The organism is Streptomyces venezuelae, from assembly GCF_008642335.1.
GTDB lineage: Bacteria > Actinomycetota > Actinomycetes > Streptomycetales > Streptomycetaceae > Streptomyces > Streptomyces venezuelae_F.
The window spans coordinates 7877852-7894470 of record NZ_CP029191.1; the positions used below are offsets into that span (position 1 = coordinate 7877852).

A 16619-nucleotide genomic window follows, 5' to 3' on the forward strand; every position below is an offset into this window, starting at 1 on the left:
TCCATGCGCGCTGAGTTCCCCGCCTTCCGCCTCGGCAAGGTGCTGGCCACCAGCTTCACGGCGACCCTCACGGAGCGTCAGGGCGACCCGGTGGAGCGCATTCCCGTGCCGCGCCGACTCGTCGACTGGCTCGCGGTGAGCGGCCTCGCCGTGGACTCCTGCACCCCTGCCCAGCTCGACCTCGCACGTGAGCTCAGGGAGTCGATTCACGCCGCCGCGACAGCGGCCGCGCTCCGGGACGCTCTCCCCGCGGCCGCCGTTCAGGTCATCAACGACCGCAGCGCACAGGGCCGGGCCGCGGCCGTCCTGACGCCCGAGGGCGAGCGACGCTGGCTGCTCGGCGGCTCGACAGCAGGCGTGGAGGACGCCCTCAGCGTGGTCGCCGCCGACGCGATCAGCGTCATCGCGGGCGAACGCGACGGAAAGCTGGCCCTGTGCGCGTCACCGACCTGCCGGGCCGCCTTCTTCGACACCAGCCAGAGCCGCACCCGCAAGTGGTGCGACATGAACACGTGCGGGAACCGCCAGAAGAAGGCGCGCTTCAACGCGAACGCGAACGCTCGCGAACGCGAACACCGATCGGCGTAAGAACGCCGGCTCGGCGCCGTAGTCGTCACCGGGGCGCGTCCTCCGTGAGCGGGTGGACGTTGCCGTCGGCGTCACACCGTACGGTCCACGGCGCGGGGGAGCGGCCCAGATTCTCGTGGAAGCGGATGTCGACGGCCGTGGGCGGCTTGTCGCCGGGGACCTTGGAGTGGGCGGCGGTGCAGGCCAGCTGGCTGACGGCGGCGATCTGCAGCTCCGCGACGTTCACGGGAAGGTAGATGTCGACGGTGCCCGCAGCCGACGCGGTGGCCGTCAGGCGGCCGTTCATCGGCGGGACTTCGCTGATGAGTCCCCGTTCGCGCTCCGCGTCGGTGGGGCCTTCCAGGAGGAGATCGAGGGCCTGCTGGGGGAGGAGTGGGCGGTCGGTCGGGCGGGTGGTGGCGCGCAGTCCGTAGGGGCCCACGAAGTAGAGGCGCGCGTGGTCGGCGCGGGTGCCGGGGCGCTGGATGCCGGAGGCGGGGGCGCCCGCCTTCTGCGGTGCGGTGGTGCCGACACCGCAGCCGGTCGCCACGACCAGCATGACGAGGATGAACAGCCACCCGCGGGGGAGCCGTGCCCTCATGGCCCTTCCTCCACTTCGGGTACGTCGGGTCGGGGGAGTGCGAGAGGGAGCGTGAGGGTGAACTCCGCGCCGCCCTCGGGGGAGTTGGCGGCGGTGAGGGTGCCGTGGTGCAGGCGGACGTTCTCGGCGGCGATGGCGAGGCCGAGACCGCTTCCCTCGGAGCGGGTACGGGCCGCGTCGGCCTTGTAGAAACGGTCGAAGACGTGCGGCAGTACGTCGTCGGGAATGCCCGCGCCGTGATCGATGACCGTGACGACGAGGTCGTCGCCTCCGGCGTCCCGGGCCTCGGAACCCGGCTCGCGCCGTGCCCTGACGACGACCGGAGGAGCACCGTGCCGCAGTCCGTTGCCGATCAGGTTGGCCAGGACGACGTCGATCCGGCGGGGATCGACGGATACGCGTACGTCGTCGGGCACCTCCACCACGACCCGGCCCGGCGGCGTCTGCCAGCCGCGCAGCTGCACGGTCTTCTCGACGAGCGTGCGCAGGGCGACCTCGTCAAGGTGCAGGGTGGCGGCGCCCGCGTCGAAGCGGGACACCTCCATCAGGTCCTCGACCATGCGGGCGAGCTTGCGGGTCTCGTCACTGATGAGGAGGACGGCATCGGCGGTGTCGGCGGGCAGCGTCCCGCCGCGCGCGTCCTCGTCGAGGACCTCGGTCACCGCCGTCATGGCGGCGAGCGGCGTCCGCAGTTCGTGCGCCACGTCTGCGGCGAAGCGGCGCGCGGTGGCCTCCATGCGGCGCAGCTCCGCGTCGTCCTGCTCCAGGTGCGTCGCCATCGCGTTGAAGGTCCGGGTGAGGTCGGACAGTTCGTCGTGCCCGGTCACGGGCAGCCGGGTGCCGAGGTCGCCCGACGCGAGCTTCTCGGCGCCGTTGCGCAGTCCCCGCACGGGCCGCAGGACGCGGCGCGCCGCGAACAGAGCCGGGCCCAGGGCGATGACGAGCGCGGGGACCGCGCCCGCCTGCGCCGCGGTGACCAGCGCGGCGATGTCGGCCTTGTCGCCGTCCAGGGAGAAGTCGGCATACACCACCAGGCCGGACACGGCGCGCCGCTCGTCGGCACCGTCGGTGCCGTACAGGACGGGCATGCCGATGACGAGCCATGGCGTGCCGTCATGTTCGACCCGCTGACGGACCACCGCGTCCTTCTCCTCCCCGACGGCCGTGCGCAGGGCGGCGGGTACCTCCGTCTTCCGTGTCTCGCCCGGCGCGCTGACCGGCGGCCCGCCCCGGTACGACGCGGCGGTCCGCCAGTCGCGGGACGTGCCGGCCCGGTCCAGCTGGCGGGTGAAGTTGCGCAAGTCCTGCGTGGTGGGCGGGAAGGGCAGGTCGGGGGCGAGGGAATCCACCTGGGCGCGCAGTTCGTGCACGGCGTTGTCCTGCGTCCGGTCGAGGATCGCGGACCGCGCCTGACGGAACGTGAGCGCGGCGGTGATCAGCGCGCTCAGCGCCGAGACGAGCAGGAACGCGATGACGAGGCGGACGCGCAGGCCCCGGGGCGGCCGCAGCCTCACCGCTCGTCCTGACGCGGCCGCTCCCCGCCGTCCGGCCGGGGCACGGGACCGAACCGGTACCCGAAGCCGCGCACCGTCTGGATGTACACCGGATGGCGCGGGTCGTCCTCGACCTTGCCGCGCAGCCGCATGACACAGGCGTCGACCAGTCGGGCGTCACCGTAGAAGCTGTGCTCCCACACCTGTTCCAACAGGTGCTGGCGGCTGAACACCTGACCGGGTGCCGCGGAGAGGAAGAGCAGCAGTTTCAACTCGGAGGGCGCGAGCGCCAGTTCGCGGCCCTCCTTGAACACGAGCAGCGCGCTGCGGTCGAGGGCGAGGTCGCCGTGCTGCTCCGGCCCGTGCGGCCGGGCCTGACCGGCAGGCCCGGCCCGGCCGGGATCGACGTCGGGGTCCTGGGGAACCACGCGGCGGAGGACGGCCTTCATGCGGGCTTCGATGACCTCACCGCTCGCGGGCTTGACGATGTAGTCGTCCGCGCCCGCCTCGAGACCCACGACCAGGTCGATGTCGTCGCCCCGCGCGGACAGGATGATGATCGGCAGCTGCATGGTCTCGCGGATACGGCGGCACACCTCGAGACCGGACATGCCCGGCAGCATCAGGTCGAGCAGCACGAGATCGGGCCGGAACCGCTCCAACGTGAGCAGCCCGGTCTCGCCGCTCGCCGCCACCTCCAGCTCGTGACCGCGGCGGCGCAGCGCCAGAGACACCCCTTTCTGCACCGCGGGATCGTCCTCGATCAGCAGAACTCGTGGCATGGCGCTGTGCTCCCGTCGGTGATCTCTCTGCGATCTTCGCCCATTTAATGGCCCTTTGTCTCCATACGTGGACTCAGCCGTCCGCGGTGAGCTGCGTGATGTCCACGGACCCGGCCCCGGCCCGGGGCACGGGAATGGCCGCCCACAGCCCCACAAGGACGGCGAACGTGGCGACCAGGGCGACCGCGCCCGAGCGGCCGCGCGCCCAGCGGGCCCGGAAGCGCACGGGGTCCTCCACCAGGTACGTGGACAGGACGGCCGCCGCGACGGACACGGCGACGACGATCGCCGTCCGGTCCCAGCCCGTCCTGCCGAGACGCTCCTCGCTCAGCAGGGCGAAGACCGGCCAGTGCCACAGGTAGAGGCTGTACGAGACCGTGCCGAGCCGGCGCAGCGGCGCACTGCCCACCACCCGGCCGACCGCCCCGCCCGGCGCCTGCGCGAGGCAGCCGATGAGCAGGGCGGCGGCCAGGGCGTGCAGGAACAGGCCGCCCCGGAAGAGGTCGGGCGAGTTCTGCCCGTCGGCCATGGCCCAGTACGCCGCGATGCCGCAGGCCAGGACCAGGGCCGCCCACGAGGCGCCCCGGGAGCCGAGCCGCGCCACGAGGCGGGTCGCGGGAGCGGTCGCCATCAGCGCCCCGAGCAGCAGCGAGAACGCGCGGGTGTCCGTGCCCTCGTACACGCGTGTGGTGTCGACGGGGCCCGTGAAGGCGATCATGAGGGCCAGCGAGACCAGCGCCCCGACGGCCGCGACCACCGCGACCCATCCGTCGACCCCGGACCGTGCCCGCCTCCCCGCCCCCCGGCGCGGAACCGGAAACCGGCCCCGGCGCCGACCCGGCCCGAGAGCGACCAGCCACAGCACCGGCGGCCAGACCAGATAGAACTGCTCCTCGACCGCGATGCTCCACAGATGGCTGAACACCCGCGTGTCCGCCGAGTCCCAGTAGCCGACCTGCTCCGCGATGTAGTGCCAGTTGGCGAGGTTGCCCAGCACCCACGGCGTGTCGTCGAGCCCGAGGCGCAGCAGGGTCACCGAGCCGAAGGCCCACACCAGGAGCAGCGTCCCCGCCACGGTCACCGCCAGGGCGGGCAGCAGGCGCCGGGCGCGGCGGCCCCAGAAGGCGAGCAGGTCGACGCGGCCGTGCCGGGCGACCTCCGCCAGGAGCAGGCCGGTGATCAGGAACCCGGACAGCACGAAGAAGAGGTCGACGCCGAGGAAGCCGCCGTCGAACCGGCCCGCATGGAAGAGCAGCACCCCCAGGACGGCGAGCCCCCGCAGCCCGTCGAGCGGAGCGATGTGGCGCATGGCCGGCGGATGTGGGGCAGCGGGCGCGGGCGTCACTTGCAGCCCAAGGAGCCGTACACCTTCGAGCCGGTCCACGAGCCGGTCGCCCACTGGTCCGCCGGGGCGGGGGTGAACGAGTACAGACGGCCCAGCTCCTTCGTCAGCCACTGCGCGAACGCGGCCGAACCCTGCTGGCAGGAGTGGACGCCGTCCTTGCTGCGCTGCGCCTTGGGGGCCGTGCCGTCGGTGCCCCACAGGGCGGCGGCGTCGAGGAAGTGGACCTTCTTCTTGTGCCGGTCGGCCACGGCCGCGGCGGACTTCGGGGCGGTCTTGATCTCGGCCGCGTGCGGCTTGTAGAACGTGTCGATCTTGAAGGGGGGCGCGGTGACGAGAACGAGGTCGGCGCCCGCGTCACCGACGGTCTTGGCCAGCTTGTCGTAGGCGGCGCGCTGTGCGTCCGGCGTGCCCCAGTCGTAGGTGGTGATCTGGTACGCGACGACGTCCGGCTTGAAGGACGCGAGCTCCTTCGGCAGCTCGTCCCAGGTGGGCCCGGCCACGTCGCCGACGACGCCACCGCCGCCGTCGGCCGCCATCGACTTGAAGGGGACGGCGCCGGCCTTCAGCGCCGCGCCGAGCGCCGGGGCCTCGGCACCGGCGATGGAGTCGCCCATCCAGAGGACACGCGGCGCGTCCGTGTTCGTGTGCGCGTCGGCGTTCTTGCTCCCGCCGCCCGCGCCGCCGTCACCGTCGGACGTGCCCGACGTGCCGCCGCCGCAGGCGGCAAGGACGGTGACGCTCACCGCGGCGGTCAGCGCAAGGGCGGCGGAGCGCCGCAGCGGGTTCTTGGAGGCAGTGTTCTCGTGGTTCATGCCGTCCAGCGAAACCCGTGGAACCGCAGCTCAGGGACGCTGTCATCGTTTCATCACACAGCGGGAGAGCTCCCGTCATACGCAACGAGGGACGCGGTCACATCAGTGGGCGATGCCGTCGATCAGCTCGCGCGCCCCCTGCCGCAGCAGCGCCACGGCGACCGACGTGCCGAGCGTCGCGGGGTCGAGCGGACCCGCCCACTCGTGGGCGTTCAGCACCGTCTTGCCGTCGGGCGTGAACACGCAGGCGCGCAGCGACAGATCGCCGCCCCCCTCCGAACGGGCGTACCCGGCGATCGGCGAATTGCAGTGCCCCTGCAGGACGTGCAGGAACATGCGCTCCGCGGTCGCCTCCCGCCAGGCGTCCTTGTCGCCCAGGTCCGACACGGCGTCGATGGTCGCGGTGTCGTCCTCGCGGCACTGCAGGGCGAGGATGCCCGCACCGATCGGCGGGCACATCGTCTCCACTGACAGGATCTCGCTGGCCAGCTCGGGGCGGCCGATGCGGTCGAGGCCCGACTGGGCGAGCAGCAGCGCGTCCGCGTCGCCCGCCGCGAGCTTCGCCAGGCGGCGGCCCGCGTTCCCGCGCATCGGCACACACTCCAACTCCGGGTGCGAGGCGGCGAGTTGCGCCACACGGCGTACCGACGACGTGCCGATGCGGGTACCGGCGGGCAGCTCGTCGAGGGTGAGGCCGTCCGGGTGGATGAGCGCGTCCCTGATGTCGTCCCGCTTGAGGAACGCGGCGAACGTGGTGCCTGCGGGGAGGGGCCGGTCCGCGGGTACGTCCTTGACACAGTGCACCGCGAGGTCCGCCTCACCGGCGAGCAGCGCCGCGTCGACCTCCTTGGTGAACGCTCCCTTGCCGCCGAGCGCCGCGAGATCGCCCATCCAGCGGTCCCCCGAGGTGGTGACCGGCACGACCTCGGTACGGATGCCGGGGTGCAGTGCGGCGAGTTCGGTGCGGACACGCTCCACCTGGGCGAGGGCCATGGGGGAGGAGCGGGAGACGATGCGGATGAGCTCAGGAACGGACATGCCGTCCACGATAAGGGCTCCGAAGGGGTGCCTCGGACACACGTCCAACTGATCAAAGGCTCGTAGGAGCGGGGGAGTTGGCGCACGAGGGGCGGGGTGAGCACCCGACCGGCGCGCCGGGGTCGGCGTTTCGTTCGCCGTCCGCGGGACGGTCCCGGGCGCGGGCCCGTGCGGTCGCCCGGCGTGCGTGAGTCCCCGCCGCCTCATAGCGTGAGGTGGCACGCAGCCGCGGCCCCGGCGCCGCACCGCCCCTGGGAGGCCCCATGACCAGCCCCGCCGCGCCGGAGCGCCGGACGGAGATCGTCCTCGAACCGATGCGGGCCACCCATCTGGCCGACGTGCTCGCGCTGGGCCGCCGCGTCTACGACACGTCGGTGAAGCCGTACACGTCCTGGTCCCTCTCCGCGATCGCCCGCCATGCGGACGGCGAGGCGTCCGCGTGCTGGGTCGCGCTCGCCGGGGACCGTCTCGCCGGCTACGTCCTCGGCTCGATGGGCTTCGACCAGCGCACGGACTGGGGCAACCTGGAGTGGATCGCGAGCGCCCCCGAGTACCAGGGGCAGGGCATCGCGAGCCGCCTCGTGAAGGCCTGCTGCGCGACGCTCACGGAGGCGGGCGCGAGCGCCGTCGTCACCGACGTCGAGTCCCGCAACACGGCGTCGGCGGCGCTGATGCGGAGCAACGGCTTCGAGGCGAGCGTGTCGGTGACGCTGTTCGTACGCGAGACAGCACGGTGACCGCACCCATCTCGTGACCCGCTTCCTGTCAGAAGCTCGGGCGGTCACTCCCCGGTACGTCCGCCGGGCTCCAGTGGCGGCGCCTCGACCCCGCAGCACGTCCTGCACTGCGGCTCGCTGCCGTGTCCGCCTCGTTCGCCGTCCTCGCCGTGCCAGGCCGCCGTCCGGCCCGGCCGGACGAACACCGCGGCCGCGGCCGCCGCGAGGCCGAACAGCGCCGCGCAGCCCACCGCCGCCTCGCCGAAGGACGCGTTCATCGCGTCCGGATCCGCGTACGCCGTGCCCGACAGGCCGACCGCGAGCGGCAGCCCGGCGACGACGAGCAGCTGCGCGATGCGCGCCGCCGTGTTGTTGACGCCGCTGGCCAGCCCCGCCCGGCTCGCATCGACGGAGGCGAGGACGGTCGCCGTGAGCGGCGCCACGAAGAGGCTCATGCCGAGACCGAGGACGACCACCGCGGGCAGCACCTCGGTGACGTACGCCGCGCCGGGCCGCACCCGCAGCATCAGCAGAACCCCCGCGGCGGCCACCAGCGGTCCCGCGACGAGCGGCAGCCGCGGGCCGAGGCGCCGTGCCAGGTCGCCCGCGGACGCGGACAGGAGCAGCATCAGGACGGTGATCGGCAGCGTCGCCGTGCCCGCCCGCAACGCGTCGTAGCCGAGCGTCGTCTGCAACTGCACCGGCAGCATGAACAGGATGCCGCCGATGGCCGCGTACAGGCACAGCGTCATCACGTTCGCCGCGGTGAACAGGCGCGAGCGGAACAGTTCGAGGGGCAGCATCGGATTCCGTCGGCGGTGTTCGACCAGGACGAAGACCGCGCCGGCCGCGAGCCCCAGCACCCCCGGCACGATCACTCCGGCCGCCGACGTGTCCCCGGACGCGCCGATCAGCGCGAAGCTGACGCCCGCGAGGAACAGCGCGGCGAGGCAGGCGCCGGGCACGTCGAACGGCTGCTGCGCCGCCGTCTCGTCGCGGCTCTCCGGCACGTGCCGGACCGCGAACAGGACCAGCGCGGCCAGCGGCACGTTGATCAGGAAGATCCACCGCCAGCCGGGCCCGTCGATGAGCCAGCCGCCCAGGAACGGCCCGACCGCCCCGGCCACCCCGCCGAGCCCCGACCACGCGCCCACCGCGCGAGCCTGGTCGTCCGGGCGGTAGGAGGCGCGGACCAGCGCGAGCGAACCGGGCGTCAGCAGCGCCCCGCCGACGCCCTGGAGCGCGCGGGCCGCGATGAGCGTCCCGGCGTCCTGCGCGAGCCCGCACAGCGCGGAGGCCGCCGCGAACCACACCACGCCGATGACGAGCGTGCGCCGCCGCCCGATGCGGTCGCCGAGCGCGCCGCCGAGGAGCAGCAGCGCGGAGAGCGTGAGCATGTAGGCGTTGACGACCCACTGCAGGGCCGAGAGGGACGTGCCGAGGTCCCTGCCGAGCGTCGGGAGGGCGACGTTGACGACCGTGCCGTCCAGCAACGCCATGCCCGACGCGAGCACCGCGCACAGCAGCACCCAGCGACCGCGGGCCGACGCGAGGGCGACCCCGCCCGCGGCCTGCTCCGTGCCAGGGCCCGAACCCATCGCGCCTCCGCCCTACATGTGGACCGCGCCGCTGCCCGTCTCCGTCGGTCTCGGCGCGCCTCTGCGGTACAGGATCACCGTAACGACGAGGCCGATCGCGAAGAAGAGGGCCGACCACCAGTACGCGGTCGAGTACGACTGCATCGCCGCCTGCGCCTGCACCTGGGGGCTCGGCTTCCTGCCCACCAGGTAGTTGGAGGCGGCCGTGGTCGCGAGCGTGTTCAGCAGGGCCGTGCCGATCGAACCGCCCACCTGCTGGCTGGTGTTGACCATCGCAGAGGCCACGCCCGCGTCATGGGCGGCGACACCGGCCGTCGCCATGCTCATCGCCGGCGCGAAGATCAGACCCAGACCCAGCCCGGCGACCAGCAGCGGCGGCAGGACGTGCGCGGCGTAACCGCTGGACACGTCCAGGGCGGTGAGCCAGGCCATGCCCGCCGCCGAAAGTCCCATGCCCAGCGGCACGATCGGCTTCGCGCCGACCCGCGGCACCAGGTTGTTGGTGGTCACCACGGAGGCCACCACCATCACGGCCACCATGGGCAGGAAGGCCAGGCCGGTCTTGACGGGCGTGTACTGCAGGATCTGCTGCAAGTAATACGTGAGGAACAGGAACACGCCGAACATGCCGGCACCCGAGATGAACATCGCGAGGAACGACGCCCCGCGGTCCCGGTCGAGGACCACCCGCAGCGGCAGCAGCGGATGCGCGGCCCGTGTCTGCCACCACGCGAACAGCACCAGGAGCACCGCGCCGACGACCAGGAACCCCCAGGTCAACACGTCACTCCAGGCGTGCGTCTCGGCGTTGGAGAAGCCGTACACGATGCAGAAGAGTCCCGCCGACACCAGCAGCGTGCCCGGCACGTCGAGCCTGGGCCGGTCCGGGGGAGCGCCCGCGTGCAGCAGCCGCGCGCCGCCGACCATGGCGACCAGGGCGAACGCGAGGTTCACGTACAGGCACCAGCGCCAGTTCAGATACTCCGTGAGGACGCCGCCGAGCAGCAGCCCCACCGCGCCGCCCGCGCCCGCGATCGCGCCGTAGATGCCGAACGCCTTGGCGCGCTCCCGCGGATCGGTGAACGTCGTCGTGAGCAGCGACAGGGCCGCGGGCGCGAGCAGCGCGCCGAAGACGCCCTGCAGGGCGCGGGCGGCCACCAGCATCGAGAAGCTCGTCGCCGCGCCGCCGATCGCGGACGCCACCGCGAACCCGGCGAGACCGGCGAGGAAGACGACCTTGCGGCCCACCAGGTCGGCGATGCGCCCGCCGAGCAGCAGCAGGGAGCCGAAGGCGAGCGCGTACGCGGTGACGATCCACTGGCGGTTGCCGTCGGAGAAACCCAGGTCCTTCTGGGCCGAGGGCAGCGCGATGTTCACGATCGTCGCGTCGAGCACCACCATGAGCTGGGCGATGCCGACCACCGCGAGGATCAGCCAGCGGTGTTCGTGCCGCCCGCCTCCCGTGTGCGGCACGGACGCTCCGGCCTCACGCGCGGGATCGGACGCCGGAGCGGGTTCCGGCGCCGGTATGGCTTCACGGTCCATGGCGACGACCTCCAGACACCCCCGCACCACGCTAAACGTCCTGCTCGGAGGCCGCGACCGGGGCCTGTCGCGAAGCCCCGGCCGCGGTGGGTGCGTACCGCTACGCGGCGTCGTCCGCCGCGAGCAGCAGCTCGCTCACCCGTTCCCTGGCCCGCGCCACACGCGAACGCACCGTGCCGATCGGACAGCCGACGGCGTCCGCCGCGTCCGCGTACGGCAGCCCGGCGAGCTGCGTCAGGACGAACGCCTCGCGGCGCGGCGCGTCGAGGGTCTCCAGGAGGTCGAGCAGGGCCACGCCCTCGTCGAAGCCCGGCAGGCCGTGCGGCTGGGCCCGTTCCGCGGCCGCCTGCCAGTCGCCGGTGTCGGCGATGCGGGGCCGGGCCGCCGCCGAGCGGAAGCGGTCGGCGACCACGCGGCGCGCGATGGCGAGCAGCCAGGTGCGGGCGCTCGACCGCGCGGCGAAGCCGGGCAGCGCGGTCAGGGCACGGAGGTACGTCTCCTGGGTCAGGTCGTCGGCGCCGTGCAGGTCACCGCTGAGGTGGGCGACGAAGCGCCAGACGTCGCGGCGCGTGGCCCGCACGAACTGCTCGAACGCCTGGGCGTCGCCGTCACGGGCCGCGAGCGCCCACTGCGTGGTCAGCTCGTCGCGGGTCGGGTCGATGCCGGGCCGGGACCGCAAAAGGGCAGGTGTCATCGCAAGAGGTCCTTCGGTGAAGGGAGTTCGGAGAGCGGCGCCCTGCCTCCGTGGCGGGACGCCGAAGACCCGCCCGGCACCGAGGGGTGCGGGCGGTTTCAGGAACTGACCGGAAGGACCGGTGGACCTCTGCGCGATACGACGTGCTGGAGAAGGACCCCGCGCAGCCGCGGCACGGGCACGCGCGTGGCGACGTGCGGCGGCGTCGGCGGGAGGGCCGCGACGACGACCGCGAGGACGAACCGCAGCGGCACGAACACGGCGGCGGCGAGCGCACGTCCCGTACGGAACACGGCGGCCTCGCCGCGCCACAGCCACAGGGCGCAGAGCAGCGCCGCGACGACGTGGGCGAGGAACATGCCGAAGCCGCTGTGCCCGAAGACGGACATGACCCAGTGGGACAGGCCGTCGTCGGGCATGGCGGCGGAGTGCGTCGAAACGGCGGACGAGCCGCCGCCGGAGGAACCCGGCGACGGCGTGCTCATCGGCATCGGATGGTTCATGTGGTTCATGCCGTCGTCGGGGTGACCCCGCGCGCCCACCGGCGCCCCGCCCCCGCCCGACGGACCGGCCATCCGCTGCGCCAGACCGAACAGTTCGTGCAGACACAGCTGCGCCGCGATCGTGGCGCCGATGACCGCGGCCGCCCCGCGCTCGCGCCCCGTCAGCCACCACGCGGCGGCGGCCGTGGCGGCGAACGCGTACCCCACGGCCCACCAGGGCAGCGCGGCGCCGGACATGACCGCGTGACCCAGGGCCGTGGCCACCACGCACACGGCCGCGAACATCGCGGCTCGTGCGAGGCGGAACACCGGCCCAGTGGTCATGGAGAGCATCGTGCCAGGCCGGGGTGGGCTCGTGGGAGGCGAGTCCGTGAACTGCCCGAACTGCCCGTGTGCCGCCCGAGGATCGGAAGGTTTCCTTCCGGGCACGATGAATGTGTACCGGTCGGTAACCCCCTTGACGCGGTGCGCGCGCATCGAAAATGATCACGGCCAGCGGTCGGCATTGTCGAACGCCGTTCGTTACCAGCCCCCCTTCACCGTTGGGAATGCCGATGCACCTGCGTATCGCCGTACGGTCCCTGCTGACCGCCGCGGCCGCCCTCGCCCTCGGAGGCGTGGGCCTCACCGCCCCGGCCCACGCCTCCTCAGCCCCCGCCTCCGCGCCGACCTCGATCCTGGACGTCCCGCCCCGCGGCGCCAACGACTGGTCCTGCAAGCCGGACGCGGCGCACCCGCAGCCCGTCGTCCTGGTCAACGGCACGTTCAAGCTGATGGCGGAGAACTGGGCCACGCTCTCGCCCCGGCTGAAGAGGGCGGGCTACTGCGTCTTCGCGTTCAACTACGGAAAAATGGCGACCGCTTCGGTCCCGCGGTCCGCCGCGGAGCTCAAGGACTTCGTCGAGGCCGTCCGCGCCGCCACGGGGGCGGCGAAGGTCGACCTCGTCGGGCACAGCCAGGGCGGCATGATGCCGCGCTACTACGTGAAGTTCCTCGGCGGCGCGGACAAGGTCGACGACCTGGTCGGCATCGTGCCGTCCAACCACGGCACGTCCAACCCCCTCGCCAAGCCGCTCGGCGACATCGCCTGTCCGGCCTGCCTCGACCAGATGACGGGGTCCGAGCTGCTCGCGAGGCTCAACGAAGGGACCGAGACACCGGCCGGTCCCGACTACACGGTCGTCACCACGCGGTACGACGAGGTCGTCGTCCCCTACACCAGCGCCCTGTTGAACGGTCCCGAGGAGCACGTCACCAACGTCGTCCTCCAGGACCGCTGTCCCCTGGACCCGTTCCTGCACGACCAGGCCACGAAGGACCCCGTCGTCGCGCAGTGGGTGCTGAACGCGCTGGACCGCGAGGGCCCTGCCGACGCGGCCTTCGGGCCCAGATGCATCGGCGGGTAGTCGTCGCACGACTCGGGCGGCACGGGGGAGGGCTGCCTCCCCCGTGCCGCCCGCGGTCACATCAGCGGCCACCGGTAGGCCCTAGGACCGGTCGGCCGCGTCCTGTCCGTCCAGCGCCTCGACCGTGTCCCGCGGTGCGGGCACCTGCACGGACTCGGCGGCCGGGGTGCGACGCCGTGCCAGTACGCCGCCCACGTACGCCGCGATCGGCTGCGTGTAACGGGCGGTCAGCGGTCCGACGATCACGAGGATCAGGACGTACGCCGTGGCCAGCGGCCCGAGCGAGGGCTCGATGCCCGCCGCGACCGCGAGCCCGGCGATGACGATGGAGAACTCGCCGCGCGCCACCAGCGCGCCGCCCGCCCGCCAGCGGCCCTTGACCGAGACGCCCGCGCGGCGGGCCGCCCAGTAGCCGGTCGCGATCTTCGTCAGAGCGGTGACGACGGCGAGCGCGAGCGCGGGCAGCAGCACCGGCGGGATGCTCGACGGGTCGGTGTGCAGCCCGAAGAAGACGAAGAAGACGGCCGCGAAGAGGTCGCGCAGCGGCGCGAGCAGCGAGTGCGCGCCCTCGGCGACCTCGCCGGAGAGCGCGATGCCGACCAGGAACGCGCCGACGGCCGCGGACACCTGGAGCTGCTGTGCGATCCCTGCGACGAGGATGGTCAGACCAAGCACCACCAGGAGCAGCTTCTCGGGGTCGTCGCTGGAGACGAACCGCGAGATGAGCCGGCCGTAGCGCACCGCGATGAAGAGGACGATGCCTGCGGCGCCCAGGGCGATGGCGAGCGTGAGGCTGCCGGCCGCGAGACCGACGCCCGCCAGCAGGGCGGTGATGATGGGCAGGTAGACGGCCATCGCCAGGTCTTCGAGGACCAGGACGCTGAGGATGACGGGTGTCTCGCGGTTGCCGAGCCGGCCGAGGTCGCCGAGGACCTTGGCGATGACGCCGGACGACGAGATCCAGGTGACACCGGCGAGCACCACGGCGGCGACCGGACCCCAGCCCATGAGCAGCGCGGCGATGGCGCCGGGCAGCGCGTTGAGGGTGCAGTCGACCAGACCGGCCGGGTACTGCGTCTTGAGGTTGCTGACGAGATCGTTGGCCGTGTATTCGAGGCCGAGCATCAGCAGCAGAAGGATGACGCCGATCTCGGCGCCGATGGCGACGAACTCCTCGCTGGCGCCCAGCGGCAGCAGCCCGCCCTCGCCGAACGCGAGGCCGGCGAGCAGATACAGCGGGATCGGCGAGAACCGGAAGCGGCCCGCGAACCGGCCGAGCAGACCGAGGGCGAGGATGATCGCGCCGAACTCGATCAGAAAGACAGCGGAATGCATACGGTCACTCCCGCCCGAGTATCGTCGCGGCCGTCTCGACGCCTTCGCGCGTCCCGATGACGATCAGGGTGTCCCCGCCCGCGAGGCGGAAGTCGGGGGCGGGCGACGGAATGGCGTCGGCCCTGCGCAGCACGGCCACGATCGACACACCCGTCTCGGTCCGCATCCGGGTCTCGCCGAGGAGCCGGCCGTTCCAGTGCGAGGTCGCCGAGAGCAGGACACGCTCGGCGACCAGACCCAGGTCCGTGGTGTGCAGGAGGGTCGGGCTGTGGTGCGAGGGCATGAGGGCGTCGATGAGCGCGTCGGCCTCACCGGAGCTCAGCCGCGTCGACAGCGCGCACTCGTCCGGGTCGTCGGACCGGTAGGCGCTCAGCGTCCGTGCTCCGTCCCGGTGCGCGATCACCGAGAGGCGCTGCTGTTCTCGGGTCGTGAGGTCGTACCGGATGCCGATGCCAGGAAGCGGCGTACGGCTGAGGCGTGAGGCGGGCACAGCTTCTCCCCTTGCGTGATGGATGGATCTCCCCCGACCTGTCACCCTATCGGGGCCAAGGATTGGCAAAATCCACCCAATGCTTCGCTATGCTCCGCCGGGCCCGTTCCGCAGTACCGTCTCCACGGTGTCCGCCTCCTCCGGGGACTTGTCCTCGCGGTAGCGGAGGACCCTGGCGAAGCGGAGCGTGACGCCTGCCGGGTAGCGCGTGGACTTCTGGAGTCCGTCGTAGGCGATCTCCACGACGAGTTCGGGGCGCACCTTCACCACGTAGCCGTTCTCCTCGACCGCCAGGCCCCGCAGGTGCTCGGTCTGCCAGGCGAGCATGGCGTCCGTCATGCCCTTGAAGGTCTTGCCCAGCATGGCGAACGAGCCGTCGGGCCGTCGCGCGCCCAGATGCAGGTTGGACAGCTTGCCGGTGCGGCGCCCGTGGCCCCACTCGGCGGCGAGCACCACCAGGTCCAGGGTGTGCACCGGTTTGAGCTTCAGCCAGGACGCGCCCCGGCGCCCCGCGCTGTAAGGGGCGTCGAGCCCCTTCAGTACGACACCCTCGTGGCCGCGCCCCAGCGTCGCCTCGAAGAACTCCTGGGCCTCGCCGCGCTGCCGCTCGTCGTCCGGGTCGGTGACGAGCGTGCGCCGCACCCGCATGGGTTCGGGCACCAGCGCCGCCAGTTCGGCGTGGCGCTCGCTGAACGGCAGGTCGAGAAGGTCCCGCCCCGCCACGGACAGGGCGTCGAAGAAGACGGGGGAGAGTGGCAGCTCCGCCGCCGCTGTCGATACGTCCACGCGAGACCCGACACGACCCGCGATCTCCTGGAACGGCCGGGGCCGCCCGTCCGCGCCCAGCGCGATGACCTCGCCGTCCAGGATGAAGTGCGAGCCGTCCAGACCGAGCGCGGCGGCCGTCAGCTCGGGCAGGCGGTCGGTGATGTCGTCCAGGGTGCGGGTGTAGACGCGTACGTCGTCCCCGTCCCTGTGCACCTGCACGCGGATGCCGTCCAGCTTCTCCTCGACCGCGCACGCCCCCAGCTTGTCGATGCCCTCCGCGACGGAACCGGCGCTGTGCGCGAGCATCGGCAGGATCGGCCGGCCCACGGTCAGCCGGAACTCGTCCAGAGCCTCCGCGCCCTCCGCGAGCAGTGCCTGGGCGACGGGGCTCACGGACCCGGCGAGCATGACCGCGCGCCGTACCGCGTCCGACGGAATCTCCGTGGCCACGGCGAGCCCCTCGACCGCCACCGCGTCCAGTGCGCCCTGGCGGACCTCACCGGTCAGGAGCCCGATCAGGAACCGCTGCTCGTCCTCGGTGGCCGCGCCCATCAGCTCACCGACCAGCCGCTTGCGTTCCCCCTGCGACCCCGCGCCGGCCACCGCTCCGATCGCGGTCAACGCCTCGTCCACCCCGCGCACCGTCAGCGTCGGCGCGTCGGCGGGCGGCACCGCGTGCTTGAGCGTGCTCCACCCGATCCCGAGACGCCCCTGGGGCAGCCGCCCCGAGAGATAGGGAATGGCGATCGGCACGTCGTCAGGCTCCGCGGCCCGGAACAACTCGGCGAGCAGCGCGATCTTCCGGGACCGCGCCGAGGTGGCGGCCACTTCCTTGGACACGTGGGCGAGCCGGGCGAGCAGCATGAGGCCATCCTCCATCGGGGGCGCGTGGGGTGCATGTTTCCCGAGAGCACGCGTGCATTCGC

The 16619-nt window shown here is 72.7% G+C and carries 16 protein-coding genes; 3 read left to right on the top strand and 13 right to left on the bottom strand.

All coding sequences use genetic code 11. The annotated features are described in order from the left end of the window. Positions 1–3: 3 nt before the first annotated feature. Entirely contained in the window at positions 4–588 is a 585-nt protein-coding gene (locus tag DEJ49_RS35080) for a CGNR zinc finger domain-containing protein (RefSeq protein WP_150187836.1), read from the top strand. 25 nt (positions 589–613) lie between these two features. Here DEJ49_RS35080 and DEJ49_RS35085 read toward each other — a convergent pair whose 3' ends face one another. The 6 genes from DEJ49_RS35085 to hemC all read right to left on the bottom strand — a co-directional run bounded on the left by DEJ49_RS35085 (position 614) and on the right by hemC (position 6638). Continuing rightward, on the bottom strand, positions 614–1168 hold the full coding sequence (locus DEJ49_RS35085) for a GerMN domain-containing protein (RefSeq protein ID WP_150187837.1): 555 nt from the start codon (positions 1166–1168) through the stop codon (positions 614–616). After that, positions 1165–2682 carry a sensor histidine kinase gene (locus tag DEJ49_RS35090; protein WP_150187838.1) on the bottom strand — a complete coding sequence of 506 codons (1518 nt, stop codon included), beginning with the start codon at positions 2680–2682 and terminating at the stop codon, positions 1165–1167. Before DEJ49_RS35090 ends, DEJ49_RS35085 begins: the two co-directional genes overlap by 4 nt. Beyond that, positions 2679–3443 (bottom strand): response regulator transcription factor, encoded by a 765-nt coding sequence (locus DEJ49_RS35095; protein ID WP_150187839.1) that lies wholly within the window; start codon positions 3441–3443, stop codon positions 2679–2681. The genes DEJ49_RS35090 and DEJ49_RS35095 overlap by 4 nt, the downstream gene beginning before the upstream one ends. 73 nt (positions 3444–3516) lie before the next feature. Next, a complete protein-coding gene (locus tag DEJ49_RS35100; protein WP_150187840.1) occupies positions 3517–4752 on the bottom strand; it encodes an acyltransferase family protein in 1236 nt (411 codons plus the stop codon). 32 nt (positions 4753–4784) lie between these two features. Further along, on the bottom strand, positions 4785–5600 hold the full coding sequence (locus tag DEJ49_RS35105) for an SGNH/GDSL hydrolase family protein (RefSeq protein WP_150187841.1): 816 nt from the start codon (positions 5598–5600) through the stop codon (positions 4785–4787). A 102-nt stretch (positions 5601–5702) separates the two neighbouring features. Further along, complete coding sequence (gene hemC, locus DEJ49_RS35110; protein WP_150187842.1) at positions 5703–6638, bottom strand: hydroxymethylbilane synthase; 936 nt, start codon at positions 6636–6638, stop codon at positions 5703–5705. A gap of 263 nt (positions 6639–6901) precedes the next feature. Here hemC and DEJ49_RS35115 point away from each other — a divergent pair, with 263 nt between their 5' ends. Beyond that, positions 6902–7375, top strand: a complete 474-nt coding sequence (locus DEJ49_RS35115) for a GNAT family N-acetyltransferase (RefSeq protein WP_150187843.1) — start codon at positions 6902–6904, stop codon at positions 7373–7375. 44 nt (positions 7376–7419) lie between these two features. Here DEJ49_RS35115 and DEJ49_RS35120 read toward each other — a convergent pair whose 3' ends face one another. The 4 genes from DEJ49_RS35120 to DEJ49_RS35135 all read right to left on the bottom strand — a co-directional run bounded on the left by DEJ49_RS35120 (position 7420) and on the right by DEJ49_RS35135 (position 12018). Next, entirely contained in the window at positions 7420–8952 is a 1533-nt protein-coding gene (locus DEJ49_RS35120; RefSeq protein ID WP_150187844.1) for an MFS transporter, read from the bottom strand. 12 nt (positions 8953–8964) lie between these two features. Further along, complete coding sequence (locus tag DEJ49_RS35125; protein ID WP_150187845.1) at positions 8965–10497, bottom strand: MFS transporter; 1533 nt, start codon at positions 10495–10497, stop codon at positions 8965–8967. A gap of 100 nt (positions 10498–10597) precedes the next feature. Further along, entirely contained in the window at positions 10598–11191 is a 594-nt protein-coding gene (locus tag DEJ49_RS35130; RefSeq protein WP_150187846.1) for a sigma-70 family RNA polymerase sigma factor, read from the bottom strand. A 98-nt stretch (positions 11192–11289) separates the two neighbouring features. Next, positions 11290–12018, bottom strand: coding sequence for a hypothetical protein (locus DEJ49_RS35135; protein WP_150187847.1), 729 nt, complete (start codon positions 12016–12018; stop codon positions 11290–11292). Between the two features lie 230 nt (positions 12019–12248). Here DEJ49_RS35135 and DEJ49_RS35140 point away from each other — a divergent pair, with 230 nt between their 5' ends. Then, complete coding sequence (locus DEJ49_RS35140) at positions 12249–13100, top strand: alpha/beta fold hydrolase (RefSeq protein ID WP_150187848.1); 852 nt, start codon at positions 12249–12251, stop codon at positions 13098–13100. An 81-nt stretch (positions 13101–13181) separates the two neighbouring features. Here the strand turns inward: DEJ49_RS35140 and DEJ49_RS35145 are convergent, their stop codons facing one another. The 3 genes from DEJ49_RS35145 to DEJ49_RS35155 all read right to left on the bottom strand — a co-directional run bounded on the left by DEJ49_RS35145 (position 13182) and on the right by DEJ49_RS35155 (position 16557). Next, positions 13182–14435 carry a cation:proton antiporter gene (locus tag DEJ49_RS35145; RefSeq protein ID WP_150187849.1) on the bottom strand — a complete coding sequence of 418 codons (1254 nt, stop codon included), beginning with the start codon at positions 14433–14435 and terminating at the stop codon, positions 13182–13184. Between the two features lie 4 nt (positions 14436–14439). After that, entirely contained in the window at positions 14440–14925 is a 486-nt protein-coding gene (locus DEJ49_RS35150) for a cation:proton antiporter regulatory subunit (protein ID WP_150175229.1), read from the bottom strand. 87 nt (positions 14926–15012) lie between these two features. After that, positions 15013–16557: an ATP-dependent DNA ligase gene (locus DEJ49_RS35155; RefSeq protein WP_150188697.1), complete on the bottom strand. Its 1545-nt coding sequence runs from the start codon at positions 16555–16557 to the stop codon at positions 15013–15015. Positions 16558–16619 lie beyond the last annotated feature (62 nt).